This is a genomic window from Clostridium sp. (assembly GCF_016650095.1).
Taxonomy (GTDB): Bacteria; Bacillota; Clostridia; order Clostridiales; family Clostridiaceae; genus Clostridium_AD.
In genome coordinates this window covers 1-6510 of the sequence record NZ_JAENWL010000210.1, presented here as the reverse complement: position 1 = coordinate 6510, position 6510 = coordinate 1, and the positions used below count along the sequence as shown (strand labels likewise).

The window sequence follows — 6510 nt, the reverse complement described above, 5'->3', positions numbered from 1 at the left end:
GGTTCATTTCCATCCATGGGTTCGTTCCCATATTAGGGTTCATTCCCATATTGGGTTGCATACCCATATTAGGTTGCATACCCATACTTGGCATCATATTCATTTGGCCATACCCATACATCATAGGTTCTAGTGGAATCATTTCATATTCTTCATTCATATCTATATCTTCATTGTCTCTGTCCTCTTTATTCATAATTGTCCTCCCTATTTAGAAATACTAATACATTAACAATTTATGCTAGAATCAGAGGTTTGATACTAATTTCAGCAAAAAAAATAAGAAAGTGTTTATTACTACAACTGCATCTCACTTCGCTAACGCTTGATCAAATGCATTTTACGTAATATACACTTTCTTTACCGTATTAAAGGAAATAATTTCAACTTTACTTTAATCCTCTTTCAGGTTTTCTCATGTTGCTATCACCATTCATAGTTACAGGATTACTTTCTTTATTTCCAGATGATTTCTTTTGTTTTTCATTAGGATCATTCTTTTTATTTTTCATAAATAACACCTCTTTCAGATGTTAGTTTTTCCATATTTCTTTTAAAAATTCATCTATCACGAATTTTAATCTTTATCATAATAAAAATTTTCTAATTCCTGAAAAGTTTTTTTTACCGACAACATATTATCATCATCTAATTCTTTTAATTTTGGAACTAGTTCTATGAATTGTTTAGCAGAACAAATTATTTGAATATTATCTAATCCTATTTTATTTAGAAAATTTCCCTTAGTTACAATTTTTTCTTGGGCTACTACCACAGTTATATTCCTATTTGCTAATTCGAAGAATAAAGATTTCCATTTTTCGATATTTTCTACCTGTTCAATACTTATCATAATTAATTCATTTTCATCAATATTGTCTAAACCCATTTAAAAACCTCCTATAACTATTTTATATTATTTGAATTATTACCCATATCATACCATAAATATAATTAAAATCCGAATAGACGCATCGTAGATTTTGGTATTATTTAGCAAATAAAAAAGTACCAACACAATTAAGTGTTGATACAATTGGTGCGACAGAGGGGACTTGAACCCCTACGGTCTCCCACACGTCCCTTAAACGTGCGCGTCTGCCATTCCGCCACTATCGCAAATTTTATTTAATATAAAGGATCAAATTTTATAGTCATATGCATTTATACAACTTCTGACTACAAAATTTATTATATATCAGCATAGTGTAAATTGTCAATATTTTTTTCTGTTTTTGACTAAGTTTTCGCCTAGGTTTCCTAGGTATCCTAGGCATCTTCAACCTATTTCCCTTTTAATATGCCTTAATTTTATCGTCATATAATTTTAAATAAATATTATAATTTGTCTTTACTTTTTTCACATATTTATCCGTTTCTTCAAAAGGTATGACATTTAATGTTTTACCATCCGCAGAGTATTCATTATTTTTAAGCCACTTTTGAACATTTCCACGTCCTCCATTATAAGCTGCCAAAACCAAGTCTATATTCCCATTAAATTCGTTATTTAAATTATTAATATACCAACATCCCATAGCGATATTAATTTCAGTATCATATAATTTTTCCAACTTAAAATCTGTTAATTTCATATTTTCAGCAACCCACATCGCAGTATCAGGCATTATCTGCATAAGCCCATAGGCACCTCTATGAGAAACAGCTTTTTCATCGAAATTACTTTCTGCCCTGATTACAGCTACAACCAAATAAGGGTCTACATCATACCTCTGAGAATACTTAACTATTTGATTTTCATATTTTAGCGGATAAAAACTTTTAAGAATACTTTTATAATTAATTATTATAACAAACAAAAGAATTATACTTACAATTTTTATTATTTTTTTAAACATTTTTTCACATCTAACCTTTCTAATTTAGTAATAATAAAATCTAGCTGCACCTTTGTATTTTCAGTACTTCCTTCATTATCAATAATAAAATCCGCAAACTTCTTCTTTTCATCTATTGGCATTTGAGCTCTTATTCTATCCATTGTTTTATCTATTCCTAAATGGTCGCGAAGCATAACCCTTTGTATTTGAACCTCACTACCTACCCACACCAATATAGTAACATCCATACTAGTATGTAAATTGTTTTCTATTAAAGTAGGTGCATCTAGAAAGCATAGCTGTAAGTTTTCTTGCTCAAAGGTTTTTATTCTGTGGTATATTTCTTTTTTTATAAAAGGTATCATTATACTTTCAAGTTTTATTCTCCGAGTACTACTCTTAAATATATAGTTTCCAAGCTCTTTTCTCTTGATTTTACCTTCTTTGTCAAAAAACTCATAACCAAATTGCTCTTTGATTTGATGAGGTATCTCAGGGTATATTGTAAAAACCTCTCTAGCTACAATATCCGCATCAATAATGGTATGCCCCATCAATCTTAGCATATTAGTTACTGTACTCTTGCCACTGCCTATACCACCTGTTATCCCTACCTTTAACATTTTCTTCTTCCCTCACTTTTTTAGAATTGAGAATTGAAAACTTAAAATTTTAGGTTTGATACTCCATTCTCAATTTCCAGCTACTTACTTTGCTTCATACCAAGTTTCTCCAATACTTATTTCCACTTCTAAAGGAACTAAAAGTTTAATAACATTTTCCATCTGTTCCTTAACCAAATGCTCAACCTGCACAATCTCATCCTTATAAACATTTAATATTAATTCATCGTGTACTTGAAGTATTAAAGTACTCTTTAGTCCTTCTTCCTTTAGTTTATCAAATACATTTACCATAGCTAGTTTAATGATATCTGCCGCACTTCCCTGTATAGGTGTGTTCATAGCAAGCCTTACACCAAATGCCTTCACCATTTTATTGGATGAGTTTATTTCTGGTATAAATCTACGTCTATTCAAAATTGTAGTAACACTACTATTTTCCTCAGCTTCAATTACTATATCTTTCATATACTTTTTAACATTTGGATATCTTTCAAAATATGTTTCTATGTATATTTTAGCATCTTTTCTAGATACATTTATATCCTTAGCTAAGCTAAATTCTCCAATACCATATACTATTCCAAAGTTTACAGCTTTAGCATTACTTCTCATGGTTTTTGTAACTTCTTCTATAGGTACATTAAATACCTCAGACGCTGTTTTGGTATGAATATCACTATGATTAACGAAAGCTTCAATTAAATTATCATCCTTTGCTATATGTGCGAGTACTCTAAGCTCTATCTGCGAATAATCTGCAGACAAAATAACACACTGATCATTGTGTGGTATAAATACACGTCGTATAGCTCTACCCATTTCATTTCTTATAGGTATATTTTGCAAATTAGGTTCTGTACTTGAAAGCCTTCCCGTTGTTGTAACTGTTTGTGTAAAGTTTGAATGTATTCTACAATCTGTATCAATTACTGCTTGTAACCCTTCTATATAGGTAGAAAAAATCTTTGTGAGCCCTCTATACCTAGTAATTTCTGCGATGATAGGATGTTTATCTGCTAGTGCCTCTAAAACTTCCGCATTAGTTGAATATCCTGTTTTCGTCTTTTTTATTACAGGTAAATCTAATTTTTCAAACAATATCTTGCCTAATTGTTTTGGCGATTTTACATTAAATTCTTCTCCAGCCAAATCAAAAATAGTACTTTCTAGCTTAGCTATATCTGCGGCAAATTTTACGCCAAGTTCTGCTAATTTTTCTTTGTCTATTGTGAACCCTTCAGCCTCCATGTATGATATTGCTTCTGTTAATGGCTGTTCAACCTTATATAAAAGTTCTTCCATTTCATACTTCTCAATTTTCTTTTCTAATATTTCATAAAGTCTTTTTAGTAGTGCCACCTTATTAATTTCTTTTGTGTGACCTTCGCCCGCAATACTAATTCTAAGATTAGTATCCATAAGGGTTTCTAGGCTATACTCTTTTTTAGCAGAATCCAGCAAATAAGCTGCAAGCTCCGTATCAAATTTTACTGCTTGTAACTTAATACCCTTTTTATTAAGAGCAGTGTAAGCATTCTTTACACCGTGACTTACCTTTTTAATATCATTATTCTCAAGCATAGCTTTTAAAAGATTTATAGTTTTTTCTTCATCTTCATTCAATAAGTCAAGAACCACAATCAAATAGTTTTTTTCCTTATAACTCAGGTATATGTTATCTACGCTGATTTCTGAAAAAACATTTGTGTTTGTAATATCAAACGTTATATAAATGGTATCTTTAATCTCTAGAGTAACTTTCTTAAGTGCTGATAGCGTATCTATTACTGTAAAATCCGCAGAAAATAATTCTTCAGTTGAATCCTGATCATCCGGTATTTTAGCTATTAGAGATTTAAATTGTAATTTATGAAATAAATCTTTTACAGCGCGCACATCATATTTTTCTTTTGATTTAATTGAATCTAAATCCATTTCCATAGGTACACATGTAATAATAGTTGCTAATTTCTTACTGAAAATAGCCTGCTCACTATAAGTTGTTAAATTTTCCACAAGTTTCTTACCACTAACCTTATCAATATTCATAAGAAGATTTTCTATACTCTTATACTCTTTGATAAGCTTATAAGCAGTTTTTTCACCTATTCCTGGCACTCCTGGAATATTATCCGAGGCGTCTCCCATTAACCCTTTTACATCAATAAATTCAGTAGGAGTTACTCCTAGATCCTCAATTATGCGGTTTCTATCATATATTTCTTTTTCTGACATCCCTTTTTTATTTATTACAATTTTAACATTATCCGTGGCAAGTTGAAGTGCATCTCTATCCCCTGTTACTATAAAGACTTCAAGTCCTTCTTTTTCTGCAAATACAGACAATGTTCCTATTAAATCATCCGCCTCAAATCCATCTAATTCAAAAATATCTATAGCCATTTTCTCTAAAAGTTCCCTAACTATAGCGAACTGTCCTTGTAGCTCATCAGGCATTTTTTTTCTACCTGCCTTATAATCTTTATATTCTTCATGACGAAAAGTAGGTGCCTTCCTATCAAAAGTTGTAACAATATAATCTGGCTCAAACTCTTCCTTCATCTTTAAAAGCATACTTGTAAAACCATAAACTGCATTAGTATATATTCCATCCGAATTTGTTAGAGCCGGTAGTGCATAAAATGCTCTATACATAAGACTATGGCCATCTAAAATTAATAATCTCTCCTTAGACATGATAAATACCTTCTTTCTACTATATTTACAGCTTTATATATTCCACTGCTCAGTTTTGTGTTAATCGCATTAGAATATTGATTCGATTCATCAATATTTTATCCACTTCTAGTTAAGTTTAACCTTACCTTTATACAATTATAACAGGTTCTGTTGTAGTATAACAACAAGTCATCTAAAAAAGCTAACAAACTTTTTATAAATAAAAAAAGATCTAGAAATTATTCTAGACCTCAAAAATCTACTAAAGTGGCTAACTAATTTGTTTTTTTAAAATATACTTAAATCGAGCTCCCTAGACAGCTCTTCTAAAACCTTTATACCACCAATACTATTACCTTTTTTATCTAAAGACGGTCCAATTACTCCAATACCCATTCTTCTGGGTACCGCTGCCATTATTCCTCCCCCTACACCACTTTTTCCAGGTATTCCAATATGTACTGCAAAATCACCTGAGCCATCATACATACCACAAGTAACCATTATAGTTTTAATTATTCTAGCGGCTTCTCTAGATATGACTCTTTCATCATTGGGAACTATAACACCACCATTAGCAAGCATTGCCCCTATTCTTGCTATATCCCTACAATTTACCTCCATAGAGCACTGTCTAAAGTATACATCTAAAATTTCTTCCACATCACCCTCTATAACGCCTGTGCTCTTCATAAAATAAGCTAATGATCTATTTCTATCTCCTGTAGCTTTTTCAGAGGCAAAAACACATTCATTAACATTAATATCAAGATTACCTGTAATTTTTCTTGTAAACTGTAATATCCTATTAATTTTTTCCTCTACACTCTCTCCTCGAATTAATGAAACCGTTGCAATAGCTCCAGAATTTATCATAGGGTTTAATGGTTTTTGATCATTATTATTATTTTCTAAATTTATTATGGAATTAAAGGCGGCTTCTGTGGGCTCCATTCCTATTTTTGAAAACACATAATCTACGCCATTGTCAATCATAGCTAGCATTAGTGTGACGACCTTTGATATACTTTGTATTGTGAATTTCGTTTCATAATCTCCTGCAAAATATTCTTCTCCGTCAAGGGCAGTTACGCATATACCAAGAGCCTCTCCATCTGCTTTAGAAAGTTCTGGTATATAAGATGCAACCTTGCCTTCTTTTGTAAAGTGTCTATTTTCATGTATAATCGTGTCTAATATTATCTTCATGTTCTTCCCCCCACTATAATAACTATAAATCTAATTTAGTTTATAAATTTTGTCTTTGCATATACTCTTTACATAATACTATACATTGCATTATATTTTCAATTGTTTGAACAAATAAAATATTCACTTTATATCATATATTTAATTTCTCAATT

Annotated in this window: 6 protein-coding genes, 1 tRNA gene and 1 pseudogene; all 8 read right to left on the bottom strand. The window is 30.9% G+C overall.

From position 1 onward, the window contains the following. A pseudogene (locus JJE11_RS12300) lies at positions 1-196 on the bottom strand (hypothetical protein); the annotation flags it as partial. Positions 197-389: 193 nt separating this feature from the next. After that, positions 390-512, bottom strand: a complete 123-nt coding sequence (locus JJE11_RS12295) for a hypothetical protein (protein ID WP_291636022.1) — start codon at positions 510-512, stop codon at positions 390-392. A 65-nt stretch (positions 513-577) separates the two neighbouring features. Then, on the bottom strand, positions 578-889 hold the full coding sequence (locus JJE11_RS12290) for a hypothetical protein (protein WP_291636020.1): 312 nt from the start codon (positions 887-889) through the stop codon (positions 578-580). Between the two features lie 148 nt (positions 890-1037). After that, positions 1038-1119: transfer RNA gene (locus tag JJE11_RS12285), tRNA-Leu, on the bottom strand. Positions 1120-1295: 176 nt separating this feature from the next. After that, positions 1296-1859, bottom strand: coding sequence for a lytic transglycosylase domain-containing protein (locus JJE11_RS12280; protein ID WP_291636018.1), 564 nt, complete (start codon positions 1857-1859; stop codon positions 1296-1298). Further along, positions 1844-2464, bottom strand: coding sequence for a dephospho-CoA kinase (coaE, locus tag JJE11_RS12275; protein WP_291636016.1), 621 nt, complete (start codon positions 2462-2464; stop codon positions 1844-1846). The genes JJE11_RS12280 and coaE overlap by 16 nt, the downstream gene beginning before the upstream one ends. Before the next feature lie 84 nt (positions 2465-2548). After that, positions 2549-5164, bottom strand: a complete 2616-nt coding sequence (polA, locus tag JJE11_RS12270) for a DNA polymerase I (protein ID WP_291636014.1) — start codon at positions 5162-5164, stop codon at positions 2549-2551. A gap of 270 nt (positions 5165-5434) precedes the next feature. Beyond that, entirely contained in the window at positions 5435-6355 is a 921-nt protein-coding gene (gene glsA / locus JJE11_RS12265) for a glutaminase A (protein ID WP_291636011.1), read from the bottom strand. Positions 6356-6510 lie beyond the last annotated feature (155 nt).